Genomic DNA, 17,411 nt, shown 5'->3' on the forward strand with positions numbered 1-17,411 from the left:
TTTATTGTTTTTTGCTGTACTTCTCTCTCAGCGTTACCAGCGGTTCAGCGTATGGGTCTCAATCCAGCTGAAGTTAATGTCTTCGCCCAGGCCGGGCCGGGTCGGCAGCTGTACATAGCCCTCACCATCCATCGGATCGATCAGGCTGTTGAGGTAGGCCGGCTGCTCATAGTCGAGGAAGGGGTGCAGCAGGCCGCGCTCATACCAGCGGCAGTTGCGGATCGCCCCGACCACCGCCAGGCTGGCCGCGCCGTTGCCGTGCACCTCGCAGTCCATGCCGAACGCCTCCGCCAGGCTGGCGACCTTCATAGTGGCGGCGATGCCGCCCACGCCGTTGGCGCCGGCGCGCAGGATGTCGCAGGCGCCAGCGCGCACCCAGTCGGCGCGGCTGTGGTGCTTGCCGCCGAGGCTCTCCGGCCCCAGCACGTCGATGCTGAGGTTTTCCGCCAGCCAGGCGTAGGAGGCCATGCTCTCCTCTTCCATCGGCTCTTCGAACCAGCTGAAGTTGAGCTTCTCCAGCGCCTTGCCGATGGTGAGCGCCTCGCTGCGGCTGTACCAGTGGTAGCCGTCGAGCATCAGGGCGATATCGGGACCGACCGCTTCGCGCACCGCGGCGCAGGCGTTGATATCCATCTGCGGGCTGGGGGCGAACGCCACTGGCGGCATCCAGGTGTGCAGCTTGATCGCCTTATAGCCGCGCGCCACCAGCGTCTCGGCGAAGCGCGCATAGTCGTCCGGCGTCGCCAGCCCACCGGGCAGCTCGTCGCCGCACATGGTGCTGCCGTAGGCGGGCACCCGTTCGCGATAGCCGCCCAGCAGCTTGTGCACCGGCTGCTGTAGCCGGCGACCGATAAGATCCCACAGCGCCTGCTCGACGGCGGAGAGGGCGCGCTCGGTGAGCTGATGCGCGCTGCCGCGCTGCCAGTGGGCCAGATCCTGCCACAGCCGTTCGCGATCCATGGCGTTCTGCCCGATCAGCACTTTGCGGAAGAAGGCGTTGACCACGTGCGGCCGGATCACCTCCGGCGGCGCGAAGGCGTAGCCGCTGTGGCCCTCCTCGGTGGTCAGGGTCAGCAGCGCCATCTGCGCCTCGGTTTCATCACCGGGGTGGGAGTGTCCGGCGCTGTCGGCATGACGCCTGCTGGGATAGGTAAACTGGGTGACTTCTATAGCGCTGATCTTCACGGCACAGGCTCCTTATGCGACGGCTCTCGCTGGGTGTGAAATAAAAGTAAAACGACGTTTCATTTCGTAATCTAGCGTTCACAGATTGTTTACGCATTAGCCAAAGCGAGGTAAATGCAGCCGTAAATTAGGGCAGCCGCACAGGGCGATGTGAACAAATTCACGAAGCCTGGCCACTTTGTGAGCAAGGCCGCACCGAAAAAACGCGCCACCGATTGTGCCGCTCACGCTTGCAGATGCGGCAGGGCTGACCATTATTGTTTCATTAACCCGTTCATCATTAACCCGCTCTTTGGCCGCTATGGCGAAAGGCAAGGAGAAAACCATGCGCGTTCATCACCTCAACTGCGGCTGTATGTGTCCCTTCGGCGGCGCGCTCTACGACGGCTTCAGCCGCTCGCCGCTGGCGCATCTGAGCTGTCACTGCCTGCTGCTGGAAACCGACGCGCAGGGGCTGGTGCTGGTGGATACCGGCATCGGCCTGCAGGATATGGCGCATCGCGGCCGCCTGTCGGGCTTTTTCCGGCTCTTCAACAATATTCAGTTCGACCGCAGGCTCAGCGCCTGGCAGCAGATTGTCGATCTCGGCTTTAAACCGGAGGATGTGCGGCATATCATCCTGACGCACCTCGACTTCGATCACGCGGGCGGCATCAGCGACTTTCCCCAGGCGCGCGTGCATCTGCTGCAGCGGGAGCTGGATACCGCGCCGCAGCGCCAGAGCTGGCTGCAGCGGCAGCGCTTCCGGCCGCAGCAGTGGGGCAACCACAGCGGCTGGCGCGGCTATGCCGCCGGCGGGGAACGCTGGTTTGGCTTTGATGCCGTAAGGGCGCTCGACGATCTCAACGACGAGGTGCTGCTGGTGCCGCTGCCCGGCCACACGCTCGGCCACGCGGGCATCGCGGTGCGGCAGGGCGACGGCTGGCTGCTGCACGGCGGCGACGCCTGGTTTTACCGCGAGGAGATGCGGCAGGCGGAGCGGCACTGCACGCCAGGCCTGCGCTTCTACCAGTGGATGATGTGCAGCGATCGCGACGCCTGGCGCACCAACCAGCAGCGGCTGCGCGCGCTCTCCCTGCAAACCGATGCGCAGGTGACGCTGTTCTGCAGCCATGACCGGCGCGAGCTGGGCCTGCTCGACAGCCGGTAAAAGATTTCTGTTTACCTCTTTTCCTGCAACCCATTTTGCGTAATAGTAACGGCGCTTTACATAAATAATTATCATTATCGTTTGAATGGGTTAATTCAATGAAGAAATGGATGTTAGCGCTGGGGTTGTTGTGCATGGCGGGGACGGCTGCGGCCAAAACCATCACCGACGTGGCGGGCCGTCAGGTTGAGGTCGCTGCTGAGTCGAAACGCATTATTCTGGGCGAGGGGCGGCAGATCTATCTGCTGGCGGCGTTTGACACTGACGCGCCTTTTCAGCGCGTAGTGGGCTGGCGCGACGATTTTCATAAGGCGGACTGGGACGGCTATCAGGCGTACGAAAAGCGCTATCCGCAGATTAAAACGCTGCCGACCTTCGGCGGCGCCAAGGACGGCACTTTCAACGTCGAGCAGGCCCTGACGCTGAAGCCCGATCTGGTGCTGATGAACCTGGAGTCGAAAGCGGCGACCGACGAAGGCAAGCTGGTTGAGAAGCTGCAGGCGGTCGGCATCCCGGTGGTGTTTATCGACTTTCGCGAAGCGCCGATGGTGAACGCGGAAAAAAGCATTCGCATCATGGGCGAGCTGCTGAATAAGCCGCAACGCGCGCAGGAGATTATCGATTTTCGCCGTCAGCAGATTGAACGCGTTACCGCGCGGCTGAACGATTTTCACGGCACGCGCCCCAAAGTGATGATTGACCGCGCAGGCGGCTACACCGACGAGTGCTGCATGTCGTTCGGCAATGAAAACTTCGGGCAGATGGTGGAGATCGCGGGCGGCAGCAATATCGCGAAGGATCTGATTCCCGGCACCTTCGGCACCCTCAACCCTGAACAGATTATCGCCAGCCGTCCCGACGTGGTGGTGGTGACCGGTGCCAACTGGAAAAACTATAACACCGTCGGCAAGTGGGTCGGCGTCGGGCCGGGTGCCGACGTGAAGGCGGCGGAGAAGCGTTTGCAGATGCTGATGATGCGCGACGCCTTTAAAACCCTGCCGGTGGCGCACAACGGCCACGCGCACGCCATCTGGCATCAGTTCTACGACAGCCCGTATCAGTTCGTCGCCATTCAGGCGCTGGCGAAGTGGCTGCATCCCGATCTCTTCGCCGATCTCGATCCGGACGCGACCTTCCGCGCCTTTCATGAGAAATTTTTACCGCTGCCTTACCAGCCCGGTTACTGGGTAACCCTGCCTGCCGACAAGCGCTAATTGCCGCACCGCGGCAGGGACGCCGCGTTACCGCCTGAATCTTTCCGTCATCTTTCTTCATATTTACTAATATTTTACAGGCGCAGCGCGTTTTTCGCGCTGTAACGCTTACTGATAGGGAGAGGATAATGACCAGAACTTCGGGACGATCGGCTTTCGCCGTGGCGCTTTACACGCTGTTCGAACCTGTGCCGCTCGGTTTTTTCGTGGCGGCGTGGATCTTCGACATTATTTACCTTAACAGTTACGTCGTGGAGTGGACGCACGCCGCCAGCTGGCTGATCGCCATCGGGCTGGTTATCGCCATTCTTCCGCGTCTTGTCGCCCTGATCGGTCTGTTCGGCGGCAGCCGCCGCGCGGAGAAGGTGCACTTCTGGCTCACGCTGGTGGCGATCCTGCTGGCGATCGTTAACGCCTTCGTTCACAGCCGCGATGCTTACGCCGTGGTGCCGTCCGGCGTCATTCTGTCGACTCTCGTGGTGGCGCTGATGCTAATCGCCAATGTTCAACTCGCGCTGCGTCAGCGCACGGCTTAAGGAGAAGCACCGATGAAAAAGCAAACGCTTATCGCGATGGCGCTGACCGCGCTGCTGGCGGGCTGCGACAGCGGCGCACAGCTCGATCCGCAGAAGCAGACCGGGCCAAACCCGGAGCTGCCTGAGGCGAAAAACTTCTTTATGCCGCCGATGCAGGTGCCGGAAGGGGTGCCGTGGAAGCAGGGCGAGATGCCGAAAGTGGCGCAGGGGCTGAAAATCGAGAAGATCGCGGAGAACCTCAAGCATCCGCGTCAGCTGTTGACGCTGCCGAACGGCGACGTGCTGGTGGCGGAGGCCAACGGCCCGGCCAAACCCACCACGCGTCCCAAGCAGCTGATTATGGGCATTGTGCAGAAAGCCTCAGGCAAAGGCGGCGAGGGCGGCAACCGCATCACGCTGCTGCGCAACGTGAACGGCAAGTGGGAGCAGCACGTCTTTATCGAGAACCTCTTTTCGCCCTTCGGCATGCAGCTGATCGGCAATACGCTCTATGTCGCCAACGCCGACAGCCTGGTGAAGTTTCCCTATCAGGAAGGGCAAACCGAGATCCGTACGCCGCCTCAGCTTGTAACCGATCTGCCCGGCGGGCCGATTAACCACCACTGGACCAAAGCGCTGGTCGCCAGCCCGGACGGCAGCAAACTCTATGTCGGCATCGGTTCTAACAGCAACATCACCGAGAACGGCATCGGCGCGGAGTACCATCGCGCCGCGGTGCTGGAGGTCGACGCCGCCAGCGGTGCAACGCGCCTTTACGCCACCGGGCTGCGCAACCCGACCGGCCTGCAGTTTGAGCCGCAAAGTAACCGGCTGTGGGCGATCGTCAACGAGCGCGACGAGATCGGCTCCGATCTGGTGCCGGACTATATGACGTCGGTGCAGGAGAACGGCTTCTACGGCTGGCCATACAGCTATTTTGGTCAGCATGTGGATACGCGCGCGCAGCCGCAGCGTCCCGATCTGGTGGAGAAGGCGATTAAGCCGGACTATGCGCTCAGCTCGCACGTTGCGCCGCTGGGGCTGCTCTTCTATCAGGCGGACAATATGCCGCAGTATCGCGGCGGTGCCTTCGTCAGCGAGCACGGCAGCTGGAACCGCACGCCGCTTAACGGCTACAAGGTAGTGTGGGTAAAATTTGAAAACGGCAGGCCGGTTGGATTGCCGCAGCCGGTGGTGACGGGATTCCTGACCGACGATCAGAAGCAGGTCAGAGGGTTGCCGGTCGGTCTGGCCGCCGATCGCCAGGGCGGGCTGCTGATTGCGGATGACGCCGGCAACACAGTGTGGCGCGTCAGCGCGAAGTAGCGTTTTACAGGCATAAAAAAAGGATTTGGCGTCACGGCCAAATCCTTTCATTTTTTGTTCGCTTAACGGCTGGTGACCGCGTTGCGAACGAGGTGCTCAGCACTCTCCACACCTGCGATTCTAAATAGCGCGGAGAAATATTTCAAGTTTCGCCAAAATACTGTATGGTTGTACAGGTGTTGAGCGCAAAGCAGAGCCGACTTGCTGACTGGCCGCTCCCAGGGGCACGGTTTTAAAAATCCCGGCAGGCATCAGGTGGTGCTGGCCTGTGGCTTTAGCAACGAGTGCCGCTCAGCGCTCTCCACAAGATGTGCTTAGGCGCCCGGCGGGTAGAGTCAAAGCCTCGGTAGCCGAACAGCGCGCTCCTGTTGAAGGAGAAGGAAAGTGATGGAACTGATTAGATTGCTCCTGGATCTTGTCCGGGTCATCTTGCAGATCATCGTTGCCCTTTTGCAACTGACCGGCCAGGCTCACTAGCCGGAACTTGAACAAAGGCGGAGCTAACCACTCCGCCTTTTTCGTCGCGTTATCCCGCTAGTCCGCCGCATTGCACTGTCTTCCGCCTGTCATCTTCGCCCGTTACCGTCAGCGCTGTTTCCGCCGCGCCGCACACTCCGCTTATCCAGACATCCGATCAGACGAGGCCATTATGACTTTGCACGCTCTCTCTTCCGCCCGACTGCAGCAGACTTATATCGACAACAGTGTACGCCTGCGCGACACCACCGTCGGGCAGCAGTGCGAAATCCTGGCGCACAGCTACCTCGAATACAGCACCCTGGGCGACTTCTCCTATATCGGCGAACACTGCCACGTGGCGGACGCGCAGATAGGCCGCTTTACCGCTATCGCCAACCATGTGCGCCTTGGCGCGCCCAATCACCCGATGGATCGCGCTTCGCAGCATCGCTTTACCTGCTGCCCGGAGTATTACGACGCCAGCGCGGCGCGCGACAGCGGCTTTTTCGCCGACCGCCGCGCCGCGCGCGTTATCGTCGGCCACGACGTCTGGATTGGCCACGCCGTGATTGTGCTGCCGGGCGTTACGGTCGGCGACGGCGCGGTGCTGGCGGCGGGCGCGGTGGTGACGAAAGATGTTGCGCCCTACAGCATCGTGGGCGGCGTGCCGGCGAAACCGATCCGCATGCGCTTTACGCCCGCCATCGCCACGCGCCTGCGGCAGATCGCCTGGTGGGAGTGGCCGCTGGAGAAGCTGATGGCGAACCTGGCTGATTTTCAGTCCGGCGACATCGCGCGCTTCTGCAATCGCCACGGCTGACTACACTTACCGCATCGCAACCCTGAAAGGAGAGCGCTATGTTCACGCTCTATGGCGCACCGGGCTGGGGCTCGGCCATCAGCGAGCTAATGTTTAGCCTCTGCGGCGAACCCTATCGCTGGGTAGATGTCTCCGGCTTCGACCAGCCGGGCGAGGCGCGCGATCGGCTGCTTTACCTATGGCGACTATCCGCAGCGCTGGACCGCCACGAGGGCGCAGGAGCTGAAAAAGAGTACCGACGCCCATCGCGAAGAGGCCTATCGCTGGCTTGAGTCGCAACTCGGCGACAGCGCTTTTCTGCTGGGAGACAACATCACGCTGCTTGACGCCTGTCTACCGGTGCTGGTGCGCTGGCAGCCGCGCGAGGCCTGGTTTCAGGCCAGCGCGCCGAAGCTGTGGGCGATTGCGCAGCGCGTTAAGGCGCAGAAAGCGCTGCAGAGCGTGGTGGCGCGTAACCAGCTGTAGCGCGCCGCCAGAGGTCAGAGCGCCTGCTGCACCACGCCGCCGGCGCTGTGCGGCTGCAGCGGTTTCTCCGGCTGCAATAGCGTCATCGCCAGCATGCTGCCCAGCGCAATCACGGCGGTGACGGTAAACATCGCGTTGTAGCCGTAGTACTCCGCCAGCCAGCCGCACAGCATCGGCGAGACGATAGCGGCAAGGTTGGCGATCGCCAGCGTCATGCCGCTATAGGCGCCGACGGAGGCCTTCGGCGTCACGTCAATCACCACCGACCAGTAGACGTTGTTCACCATGGCGTTGAGCGCGTTGCCCAGCGTCATTAGCGCAATAATCGCCGTTGCCGATCCGGCGTAGGGAATGGCCATAAAACAGCAGGCGGTGCCCAGCAGCGTCACGGCGGCGAACAGGTTGCGCGCCACGTGCAGGTTATTGAAGCGCGCCAGCAGGCGATCGGCGAGTCGGCCGCCGAGGAGTACGGTCAGGCAGGCGCCGCTCCAGGGGATCATCGCCACGTACCAGAGCGAATGGAGATCGTAATGGAAGCTGTCCTGCAGATATTTCGGCAGCCAGGTCACCAGCGTAAAGGTGATATAGAGAAAGGAGAAGTAGCCGAGGGCATTGCACACCAGGGTGCGGCTGGTGAAAAAACGCCACCAGGGCAGCACCGTATCGGTGTGCGCCTCCTGACGCTGACCCTCGCGGATCAGCGCGCGCTCCGCTGCGTTCGCCGCCGGTCGCTGTTCCGGGGTATCGCTGAAGGTGCGCGCAAACAGCAGCATCGCCAGCAGCGAAAAGGCGCCCAGCAGGATAAACATCATGCGCCAGTCATGGGTCAACAGCAGCAGGCCGACCGCAATCGGCGCGGTCAGCAGCGATCCTACCTGCGTGGAGAGCAGGCCGATGCTCAGCGCGAAGCCGCGTTCGTTATCCGGCGCCCAGTGGGCGATGGCTTTGTTCATCAGCGCGTAAGCTGGGCCTTCGGAGAAGCCGAACAGAATGCGCAGGGCGGCAAAGCCCATAATCGCCGAGCCGCCAAACAGCGCCATGCCCAGGTCACCCGCCCAGGCGGTGGCGATCTCCAGCAGCGACCAGAGCACGCCCGCCATCAGCCAGACCTTACGGGTACCGAGCCGATCCGCAAGGAATCCGCCGCACAGCGATCCAAACAGATAGCCGAAACCGAAATAGCCCAGCACTGCGCCGAGCTGCACTTTAGTGAAGTGGTACTCCTGAGAGATGGCGTTAGCGGCAAACGACAGCGCGCCGCGATCGATGTAATTGATCAGCGCGACAAAGAACAACAGGGAAAAGATAACGTAACGATAGCGACTTGGCTGCATGGTGCCTCTCCTGCATGAATAGGGTCTGCATGGGAGAAGCAAAATCGGTGCCGAATCGTTAGCAGGCCCGCTGGCTGGGCGCTACGCGCGAGGCAGAGATGAAATAACCAGCCTAATGGTTAGTCTGCGCATCATTAAGGTGCAGTCACGCAACGCCGACGGGGTCCACAGGGAGGAGCCCGCCCGATAAAGCGCGGTGACGTTAAATTTATGTGTGTTATTTGTCAGCATATTGAACAAATGATGCGGTAAAGGCAGGTAACTGATAAGCCATATCGTACCATGGCGCTCGGTTGTGCTCGTCATGGCCCCTGCAAATCGCGTCTGCTTCACCTTTCGCAGCACCAGATCCGTTAGCCCGGCTAAAGGCTCGTAAGTTATTACGTTTTTAACAAAAATTTACCTAAGTTAAAATAACGTTGAAGTTATGTGTATTTGTTTTATTTCGACCCTTGAATGAGGAAAAAAAGGATCATGGTTAACAAGCTAACCAGTATCGTGATGGCGATTGTCGCCGTGGCGATGCTCTATATGGGCGGGAAGCTATTGCTGCTGGGGGGCAGCGCGTTCTATGCGCTGATGGCCGCAGGCTTACTGCTCACCGCGATATTGCTGTTTCTGAATAAACGCAGCGCGCTGTCGCTTTATGCGCTGCTGATGTGGATTACCCTGTTCTGGATTATCTGGGAAGTGGGCTTTGACAAGTGGCAGTGGATCCCCCGCGGCGACCTGTTTGGTCTGTTCGGCGTCTGGCTGGCGCTGCCCTGGGTGGTGCGTCCGCTGACTCAGCGCAGGTTCCATCCTTTCCTCGACACCACGGTAGTGGTGATGATCGCGCTGGTGATCGGCCTCTGCTTTTACGATCCGCTGCCGCAGCAGGGAACCATTACCAATGCGCGCGCCCCGTCTGCCTCAAATAGCGCGGGCAACGACTGGACAGCCTACGGCGGCTCCACCAATGCGCTGCGCTTCTCTTCGCTGAATCAGATCACCAAAGATAACGTGAAAGATCTTGAGGTCGCCTGGACCTACCATACCGGCGATCTGCGTCAGAGCGACGACGCGACCGAATACACCTTTGAGGCGACGCCGCTCAAGGCGAACGGCATGCTCTACTTCTGTACGCCGCATAACGAGGTGCATGCCCTCGATCCGGAAACCGGCGCGGTAAAATGGAAATATGCGGCGCCGCAGGATCGCTCCTATATGCAGCAGCATCAGACCTGTCGCGGCGTCAGCTTCTACGACGGTGGCAGTGCGGCAGCTGACGGCAGCGCAGCGCAGCCGGCGCTCTGCCGTAAGCGTATCTACAACGCGACCACCGATGCGAAGCTGGTGGCGCTGGATGCTGACAGCGGCAAGCCGTGCGCCGATTTTGGGCAGAACGGCGTGGTCGATCTGCATGCCAATATGGGCGAGGTGCGTCCGCATGCGCTGATGCAAACCTCTGCGCCGCTGGTGGCGGGCAACCTGGTTATTGTTGGCGGCTCGGTAATGGACAACGGCTTTAACCGCGGCAACCCGTCTGGCGTCATCCGCGCCTGGGACGCCGTTACCGGCCGTCTGGTGTGGAACTTCGATCCGGCTCAGCCGGAGGCGACCCAGCCGATTGCGGCGGACGCGACCTATCCGCAGGATACCCCGGTGGCCTGGGCGACGCTGAGCGCCGACCTGAAAAACGGCCTGGTCTATGTGCCGTTCGGCAACGCCTCGCCGGATGAAGTAGGCATCGAGCGCGATCCTGACAGCAACACCGAGAAGTTCCGCGATGCGCTGGTGGCGCTGGATCTGAAAACCGGCGCCTTTAAATGGCGTTACCAGAGCGCCAACCACGATCTCTGGGACCGCGATAACCCGTCTCAGCCGTCGCTGGTGGATATCGACTATCAGGGCAGCCAACAGCCGGCGGTCATCCTGCCGACTAAAACCGGCAACCTGTTCGTGCTCAACCGCCTGACCGGTCAGCCGATCTATCCGGTTAATCAGGTGAAGGTCTCGACAGAAGGCGGCGTCGAAGGCGAGAAGTTTGCCGCTACGCAGCCGGTCTCCAGCCTCAACTTTATTCCGCAGCCGCTGACGGAAAAAGCGATGTGGGGCATTTCGCCGTTTGACCAGATGAGCTGCCGCATGGGCTTCCGCGAGCTGCGCTATGACGGCAACCCGTGGACGCCAGCGACCGAGAAGGGCTCGCTGATTTTCCCGGGCAATATCGGCGTATTTAACTGGGGATCGGTGGCGGTTGATCCGGAGCGTCAGCTGCTGATCGCCGCGCCGGTGCGTCTGGCCTATAAGTACAACCTGATCAAGCGCACGTCAGCGACCGCGACCGAGCGCCTGTTCACCAAAGATGGCTCGCCTTACTGGAATGAAAACTTCCACGGCGATTACGCGATCCATATTCAGCAGTTCGCGTCAGCGCTGGGCATACCCTGTATCGCGCCGCCGTGGGGCCGTATGGTGGGCGTCGATCTGAAAACCGGCAAGACCGAATGGCTGCGCCGCATCGGCACCACCAAAAACCTCAACACCTCGTTCCTGCCGGGGCGTTTCCCGATCGGTTTCCCGATGGGGATGGTGGCGCATGGCGGTCCGCTGGTGACGGCGGGCGACGTGGTGTTCCACGGCGCGACGGCGGATAACTTCTTCCGCGCCTATGACAGCACGACCGGCGCGCTGCTGTGGCAGACCGAGCTGAGCGCGGGCGCGCAGGCCACGCCGTCGACCTTTATGGGTAAAGATGGCAAGCAGTATGTGGTGATTGCCGCTGGCGGCCACGGCTCGCTCGGCACCAAAAGCGGCGACAGCGTGGTGGCGTTCCGGCTTAAATAGCGATGTGGCTGCGTCTCGCGCAGAAAAAGATAAAGCGCCCATTTGGGCGCTTTTTTTATGCGGTGAGTTACTTATCGTTGCCGAAGCCCTGTTTTTTCAGCGCGCCCAGCACGTGTGGGAAATAGATGTTCTGATAATAGCCGCTGACGCTTTCGCTCCAGCTTTCGCCATCGGAACGGCCAATGTTCTGCCAGTGCTGCACCATCTCCTGATTATAGGCGGCGATCTTCTCCTCCAGCCCGGCGGTGCGGTAGGCCTCTTCATGGCGGAAGGTTTCCAGCGGCAGGCGCGGCTTCTGGTGCGACGGCTCATCGACATAGCCAATCACCACGCCCGCAACCGGGAAGGTATATTCCGGCAGCTCCAGCAGGCTGATTAACGCCTCAGGATCGCGGCGGATGCCGCCGATCGGCACGATACCCAGGCCTTCCGCGCGCGCGGCGGCCATCACGGAACCCAGCGCGATGCCCACATCGGTGGCGCCGGAGACGATGCTCTCGATACTCTGCTGCGCGATCTGCTCGCGGCCAATCGCCTCCATCGCCACGCGTGATTTATGCATATCCAGCACGAAGGTCAGAAACACCGGCGCTTTGGCGATCCACGGCTGGCCGCCGGCGATCTGCGAAATTTCCTTACGCTTCGCCGCATCGCGGGTCACCACCACAGAAACCTGCTGCGAATTGACCGAGGTCGGCGCACGCCAGGCGGTGCTGATAATGCGATCCAGCATCGCGTCGTCAACAGGCTGCTCGGTAAAGCTGCGTTCGCTTTTATGGCTGGTAAAAATTTCAATAAGTGAATTCATGGATCCTCCTGGTGTGGAGGCTAAGCGTAGCAGGTTCGGGCAGGGCCAGATTTAACCGCACTGGCCATGGGAAATAATCGCTGTTCGCTCAAAGCGTTGGCGGTGATAGCAGAGTGAGCCAGCACACAATTTCGAACACCGATGAATTATAACATTTTTATAACATACTGAATCCGCTGGTTTCCTGGGCGAGTACACAATGTGCCTCGGGCAGTTACACATAACGGCAGCGCCTCTGACTGCGTATACCTGTAGCGGTACGCTTTAACAGGGGATAAACCATGTCCATCGTGACCCATGACGAACGCGCAATGGCGATCGCTTCCGCGACCAGAAAATTCTTCCGCCGCATTATTCCTGTGCTGGCGGTAATGCTGATTATCAATCAGATTGACCGCGCCAATATTGGCTTCGTTAAGGCCGAGCTGCAAACCGATGCCGGTATCGGCGCAGCGGCCTTTGGTCTGGGAGCCGGGCTTTTTTTTATTGGCTATGCGTTATTTGAAGTGCCGAGCAACATGATGCTGAAAAAGCTAGGCGCACGCGTCTGGCTGACGCGCATCATGATCACCTGGGGAATTGTGGTTTTTCTTACCGGCTTCGTCAGCACACCGCTGCATTTTTATTTGCTGCGCTTCTTACTTGGCGTAGCCGAAGCGGGCTTTTTTCCGGGCGTGCTGTTCTATTTCCGCCAGTGGGTGCCCAATGCGTGGCGCGGTCGCGCCACGGCAATGGCGTTAAGCGCCACCGCCAGCGCATTCCTTTTTTCCGGCCCGCTCACCGGCGCCATCCTGATGATGCACGACTTTATGGGCATTGCCGGCTGGAAATGGGTGATGTTTCTTGAGGGCGGCGGCTCGGTCATCGTGGGGTTACTGGCTGCACTGGTACTGGTTTCGCGACCGGAAAAGGCCAGCTGGCTTAGCGAGCAGGAGAAAAGGGCGCTGACTCAGCAGCTGAAGCTGGAAGATGAGGCCCGGGAAGAGCAGCAGACTGCGTCAGGGCGCTGGGGCCTGATTGGCCATCGCGGCCTGCTGTTTTACTGTCTGATCTTTTTTACCATGACCATGACCGGCTATACGCTGGTGTTCTGGCTACCGCAGATTATTCAGCGCATAGAAGGTTTCAACAGCTTTGAAACAGGCCTGCTGACTGCCATTCCGTGGCTGTGCGCGATTGTCGCCATTTTTTTACTGGGAAAAACCACCGATCGCCTGCGCGAGCGGCTGGACAGAGGGCTGGGGCTGGCCATGCTGCTGGCGGGCTGCGGCACCTTTATGGCAACCCTGGGCACGCCCTGGTTTGGGTTCGTTGCGATGATTGTCGCTTGTATCGGTTCAAAAGTAAGCGCGGCTTTCTTCTGGCCAATGCCGCAGGCTGAACTTCCTGCCTCCATTGCTGCGCCTGGCATCGCCCTGATTAATTCCATCGGTAACCTTGGCGGATTTTTTGCGCCGACATTATTTGGCTATCTCGAAATGAAAACCGGCAGTACCACCGGCGGACTCTACGCGCTAACCAGCGTATCGGTTGTCACGGGATTATGGCTATTGCTGCGTCGCAAATCGGTGCGCCCTGGTCAGACTAACAAGGAGGCTTCTCATGTCAGACAGTCCAGTCATTAAGACGATGCGTATTGTGCCCGTAGCGGGTTATGACAGCATGTTGCTCAATATCGGCGGCGCCCATAACTGCTACTTTACCCGGATTTTGGTTATTTTGACCGATTCATCTGGTCATACCGGGGTAGGTGAAGCGCCTTGTCACGCTTCTACGCTAAGGCTGCTGGAGCGTTTTAAGGCGCAGACGGTAGGCAGCTCGCTTTTGCGGGTTAATGCCACGCTGAACCAGCTATTCAGCAGCGATGCGCGTACTGAGCACGCCGCGCATACCAACGACATTCATATACCGCAAATGAATCCAGAGAAATTCTACAACGCCGCCGCTGCGATTGAGGCGGCGTTGCTCGATTTACTGGGCCAGCATCTGAACCTGCCTGTAGCGGATTTGCTGGCCAGCGGCAAGCAGCGCGATCGCATACCGGTGCTGGGATATCTCTTCTATATCGCAGACCGCAAGTTAACTCCGATGGACTACCAGTCGGGTACCACCCAGCAGAGCGACTGGTTCCGACTGCGCCATGAAAAGGCTATGACCAGTGAGGCTGTCGTGCGTCTGGCTGAAGCGGCACAGGCGCAGTATGGCTTTCGTGACTTTAAGCTCAAGGGAGGGGTGCATCATGGCGAGGTGGAGGTAGAAACCGTCAATGCGCTGCTGCAGCGTTTCCCTGAAGCCCGCGTGACCGTCGATCCCAACGCCAGCTGGTCGCTGGACGACGCTATCCGCTACGGCAAAGAGCTTGCGGGAAAGGTTCCCTATCTGGAAGATCCCTGCGGCGCAGAGCAGGGCTATTCTGGGCGTGAAACCCTCGCGGAGTTTCGCCGGGCAACCGGCGTGCCTGTCGCAACCAATATGATTGCCAATGACTGGCGTCAACTGCATCATGCGTTGCAGCTCAACGCCATCGATATTCCTCTGGCCGATCCCCATTTCTGGACCATGCGTAACGCTAACGTGGTTGCGCAACTATGTAACGAGTGGGGGCTGACTACCGGCTGCCATTCCAATAATCATTTTGACGTGTCGCTGGCGATGGTTGCTCATCTGGGCGCCGCGGCACCTGGCGATCGCCAGACGGCCTTTGATACTCACTGGATCTGGCAGGATGGTCAGCAGCTGACACGTCAGGCACCGCAGATAAGAGACGGTTACCTTGAATTGCCAGAAGGCCCGGGGCTTGGCATCGAACTGGATATGGAACGGGTGGAACAGGCTCATGCGCGCTATAACGCGCTGCCGGAAAAGAACCGCAACGATGCACTTGGCATGCAATATTTAATCGAAAACTGGCGCTATGACGCTAAGCGGCCTGCGCTGCTAAGGCCTTAAAAGGAGAGGGGCATGAAGGTAAACCCGGCATTACGTCACGCATTTTTACTGACTGGCGTCGCTTTTAGCGGCCCGCTGATGGCGCAGACCTTTGTCTACGTTTCGGCGGCGGAGGATGGCGAAATCGCGCGTTACGCCTTAAACGATCGGACCGGTGCGCTAAAGCTGCTGGGCGAAACGCCAGCGGGGGGCAAGGTAATGCCGATGGCGATAAGCCCGGATAAGCAGACGCTTTACGCCGCCGTGCGCAGCCAGCCGATGCGGCTGGTGAGCTGGTCCATCAACGGCAAAACCGGCGCTCTGACGCCAGCGTCAGAGCGCGCGGCCGCCGCAAGCTATCCCTATATCAGCCTGGACAGGCAAGGGCGCTTTTTACTGGCGGCCTCCTACGATAGCGGCCTGGTGCATGTTTATCACCTCGGCGCTGGCGGAAAAATAGAGACGCCATTCATTGACGAGATCAAGACCGGCCACGCCGCGCATTCAGTCATTGTCGACGCGACAAATCGCTTCGCTTACGTTGGCGTCCTGGGCACCGATCGCGTTCTGCAGCTGGCGCTGCACCCGGATGGCCAGCTGACGCCGCTTGGAAAAGGCTTCGTCGCGACGGCGGAGAAAAACGGCCCGCGGCACTCGGCGCTGTCGCCAGATAACCGCTTTCTCTATAACGTTGGTGAAATGAGCGGCGCCATCGTGCAGTTCGCGCGGCAAGCGGATGGCACGCTGACCAGGGTAGCTGACTATCCCAACGCAGTCGCGGAGAAATATCATCTGCAGCACGGCGTGGAACGCACCGCCAGCTACAGCGACACCACGCCGCGCATCTGGGCGGCCGATATCAAGATTACGCCTGACGGGCGTTTTCTTTACGTGACAGAGCGAACCAGCAGCACGGTAACGGGCTATCGCATCAGCCAGCCGGATGGAAAATTGCAGCTCATTAACAGCTGGCCGGTTGAGAAGCAGCCGCGCGGTATCGCGATTACGCCTGACGGACGCTGGCTGATCGCCAGCGGTGAGAAAAGCGCGGTCATTGGCAGCTATGCTATTGCCAAAGCGAGCGGCGAGCTGAAAAGGGTCGCTGAAGCGCCCGTAGGCAAGGATGCAAACTGGGTGAGTATCGTCAGCTTTAAGCAGTAGCAGGCAGGCGGGCACACAATAAGAACCGCCTGAAGCGGCGGTTCTTATTGACGGTGAGCGCCAGCAGCCCAGGCGGCAGATGCAGCGTTAAAAAGTCGCGAGCGGTTCTCGGGTGTGTCAGAAAGGTTTTAAAGACCGCATCATGCGGCGTGCAAGTTCGCTTCATCCTGAAGTCTCGGCCAGCTTTTTGTCTACCGGACCTTAGCAGTCGCCTTTAGCATGCGAAAGTGGGAAAAGCGCAGCAGCCGAGGCGGCTCGCAAAATCTACGCGCCGACAAGGGTTGGCGCTTTATCACAGACGAAAGACGACAAGCCGATCGGTGCTGTGGCAGATTGCGCTGTTTAAGTTATAAGAAGAGAAAAGGGAAGAGAGAGGACGTATGCGCGCAGCGTCCTGACTCTGAGTGATTTCTTATTTAACATAATATACATTATGTGCACCTAAATAATCCCGTCTGCTTTGGGCATTTCTCACCACATTGCCCTGGTTAACTTTTTAATGGATAGCATGTTGTCCAGTTATAGTTGCACCTTGCCAATATCAGCTCGCCGGCAACATCACCAAAATTAATTGCCTGACGCTCCAGGAAAAACTGACGCAGGCTTTCCGGTAAAAAAGACGCGCCGTAGCGTAGAACCGTGCTGTGCCAGAATGGCGCTGGCAATGAGATGTTGTCATGACGCATCAGTAACTCATTTTTCCATTGAGAATCCAGAACCTTCTCGCAGAACGACTGACGCATAGCGACCGCAGGACTCTCAGGAATTCCCGCAAGCAACAGCTGACCAGGTAACGCCACTAACCGAAGCTGTCTGATAGTCAATTTTTTCGCATCGAATTCACCCCAGATAGTTGCCAATTGCTCTACCTTCGTCGGTAATGGCTCGTTGCGGTGATAAAGCGGCAGCGTCAGAGGCAAGAAAGTAAAATGAAAGCCGTGCGCTGGCAGCGTATCGGCCAGGGGATCGTCTTTTGTGATTTCGCTCAACTCATCAATAAGGCGTGAGACACAGCGGGAAACAGGCGGCTTTATTCCTGCTGCAAGAGAGAGCTTTACGGGATCGTAGTAGTTTTGTTCTCGGATCTCCCCGATTCCTGCATTTTTCGCCCAAATTGCGAGAGTGTCCTCATTTGTCGAGCGATATCTGTTTTGCAGAAGTATTGATTGCATGACAAACCTTATCGTTCTTTGCCCCGCACCACTCGCTGGCTGAGC

The 17,411-nt window shown here is 59.3% G+C and carries 14 protein-coding genes and 1 pseudogene; 10 read left to right on the top strand and 5 right to left on the bottom strand.

Features of this window, described 5'->3' with window-relative positions:
- Positions 1 to 33: 33 nt before the first annotated feature.
- Positions 34 to 1,185 (bottom strand): mandelate racemase family protein, encoded by a 1,152-nt coding sequence (locus tag Q9R34_RS03110; RefSeq protein WP_485892348.1) that lies wholly within the window; start codon positions 1,183 to 1,185, stop codon positions 34 to 36.
- A gap of 325 nt (positions 1,186 to 1,510) precedes the next feature.
- On the opposite strand from Q9R34_RS03110, the gene Q9R34_RS03115 reads away from it, so the two are divergent.
- The 6 genes from Q9R34_RS03115 to Q9R34_RS03140 all read left to right on the top strand — a co-directional run bounded on the left by Q9R34_RS03115 (position 1,511) and on the right by Q9R34_RS03140 (position 7,134).
- On the top strand, positions 1,511 to 2,335 hold the full coding sequence (locus Q9R34_RS03115) for an MBL fold metallo-hydrolase (RefSeq protein ID WP_485892349.1): 825 nt from the start codon (positions 1,511 to 1,513) through the stop codon (positions 2,333 to 2,335).
- A gap of 98 nt (positions 2,336 to 2,433) precedes the next feature.
- Entirely contained in the window at positions 2,434 to 3,549 is a 1,116-nt protein-coding gene (locus Q9R34_RS03120) for an ABC transporter substrate-binding protein (protein WP_485892351.1), read from the top strand.
- Between the two features lie 128 nt (positions 3,550 to 3,677).
- Positions 3,678 to 4,085, top strand: a complete 408-nt coding sequence (locus tag Q9R34_RS03125) for a DUF2231 domain-containing protein (protein ID WP_485892352.1) — start codon at positions 3,678 to 3,680, stop codon at positions 4,083 to 4,085.
- Between the two features lie 12 nt (positions 4,086 to 4,097).
- Positions 4,098 to 5,390, top strand: coding sequence for a PQQ-dependent sugar dehydrogenase (locus Q9R34_RS03130; protein WP_485892353.1), 1,293 nt, complete (start codon positions 4,098 to 4,100; stop codon positions 5,388 to 5,390).
- 649 nt (positions 5,391 to 6,039) lie between these two features.
- Entirely contained in the window at positions 6,040 to 6,669 is a 630-nt protein-coding gene (locus Q9R34_RS03135; protein WP_485892354.1) for a DapH/DapD/GlmU-related protein, read from the top strand.
- A 126-nt stretch (positions 6,670 to 6,795) separates the two neighbouring features.
- Positions 6,796 to 7,134, top strand: coding sequence for a glutathione S-transferase C-terminal domain-containing protein (locus Q9R34_RS03140; protein WP_485892355.1), 339 nt, complete (start codon positions 6,796 to 6,798; stop codon positions 7,132 to 7,134).
- A 14-nt stretch (positions 7,135 to 7,148) separates the two neighbouring features.
- On the opposite strand, the gene Q9R34_RS03145 is transcribed toward Q9R34_RS03140, so the two are convergent.
- Positions 7,149 to 8,468, bottom strand: a complete 1,320-nt coding sequence (locus tag Q9R34_RS03145; protein ID WP_485892357.1) for an MFS transporter — start codon at positions 8,466 to 8,468, stop codon at positions 7,149 to 7,151.
- A 474-nt stretch (positions 8,469 to 8,942) separates the two neighbouring features.
- Between Q9R34_RS03145 and Q9R34_RS03150 the strand changes: the two genes are divergently transcribed.
- Positions 8,943 to 11,297, top strand: coding sequence for a membrane-bound PQQ-dependent dehydrogenase, glucose/quinate/shikimate family (locus Q9R34_RS03150; protein WP_485892358.1), 2,355 nt, complete (start codon positions 8,943 to 8,945; stop codon positions 11,295 to 11,297).
- 67 nt (positions 11,298 to 11,364) lie between these two features.
- Here Q9R34_RS03150 and Q9R34_RS03155 read toward each other — a convergent pair whose 3' ends face one another.
- Positions 11,365 to 12,105: a nitroreductase family protein gene (locus Q9R34_RS03155; RefSeq protein ID WP_434124935.1), complete on the bottom strand. Its 741-nt coding sequence runs from the start codon at positions 12,103 to 12,105 to the stop codon at positions 11,365 to 11,367.
- 281 nt (positions 12,106 to 12,386) lie between these two features.
- On the opposite strand from Q9R34_RS03155, the gene Q9R34_RS03160 reads away from it, so the two are divergent.
- Genes Q9R34_RS03160 through Q9R34_RS03170 form a run of 3 tightly spaced genes read left to right on the top strand, consistent with a single transcriptional unit; the run spans position 12,387 to position 16,194 of the window.
- Positions 12,387 to 13,730, top strand: a complete 1,344-nt coding sequence (locus Q9R34_RS03160; protein WP_485892360.1) for an MFS transporter — start codon at positions 12,387 to 12,389, stop codon at positions 13,728 to 13,730.
- Positions 13,708 to 15,054 (top strand): enolase C-terminal domain-like protein, encoded by a 1,347-nt coding sequence (locus Q9R34_RS03165; protein WP_485892361.1) that lies wholly within the window; start codon positions 13,708 to 13,710, stop codon positions 15,052 to 15,054. Before Q9R34_RS03160 ends, Q9R34_RS03165 begins: the two co-directional genes overlap by 23 nt.
- A gap of 12 nt (positions 15,055 to 15,066) precedes the next feature.
- Positions 15,067 to 16,194 carry a lactonase family protein gene (locus Q9R34_RS03170; protein ID WP_485892362.1) on the top strand — a complete coding sequence of 376 codons (1,128 nt, stop codon included), beginning with the start codon at positions 15,067 to 15,069 and terminating at the stop codon, positions 16,192 to 16,194.
- Between the two features lie 55 nt (positions 16,195 to 16,249).
- Here Q9R34_RS03170 and Q9R34_RS03175 read toward each other — a convergent pair.
- Positions 16,250 to 16,360: pseudogene (locus Q9R34_RS03175) on the bottom strand (Rpn family recombination-promoting nuclease/putative transposase); the annotation flags it as partial.
- Positions 16,361 to 16,682: 322 nt separating this feature from the next.
- A complete protein-coding gene (locus Q9R34_RS03180) occupies positions 16,683 to 17,366 on the bottom strand; it encodes a hypothetical protein (RefSeq protein ID WP_485892363.1) in 684 nt (227 codons plus the stop codon).
- Positions 17,367 to 17,411: the final 45 nt, after the last annotated feature.

It is taken from the genome of Enterobacter sp. BRE11, from assembly GCF_031844285.1.
Lineage (GTDB): Bacteria > Pseudomonadota > Gammaproteobacteria > Enterobacterales > Enterobacteriaceae > Pantoea.